This is a genomic window from Pseudarthrobacter sp. B4EP4b, assembly GCF_006680095.1.
GTDB lineage: Bacteria > Actinomycetota > Actinomycetes > Actinomycetales > Micrococcaceae > Arthrobacter.
On the sequence record NZ_VHIJ01000124.1, the window covers coordinates 1 to 236 of the forward strand.

Below are 236 nucleotides of genomic sequence, written 5' to 3' on the forward strand. Positions count from 1 at the left end.
GTATATATGTTGGGGATTTTCATAGATTTCCTCGCTTTTTCCTTCCTCTACCAATCTACCGCGATACATAACTCCCATCCGGTCACACATATGCCGGATTACGCCTAAATCATGCCCGACAAATAAATAAGTCAAATTGAACTCCTGTTGGAGATCCTGAAGAAAATTCAATACCTGTGCCTGAACGGAAACATCCAGTGCAGACACAGGTTCATCCGCAATGATCAGTTTAGGTT

General features: G+C 42.4%; 1 pseudogene. It reads right to left on the reverse strand.

The annotated features are described in order from the left end of the window. Nucleotides 1-236: pseudogene (locus tag FNL14_RS23160) on the reverse strand (dipeptide/oligopeptide/nickel ABC transporter ATP-binding protein); the annotation flags it as partial.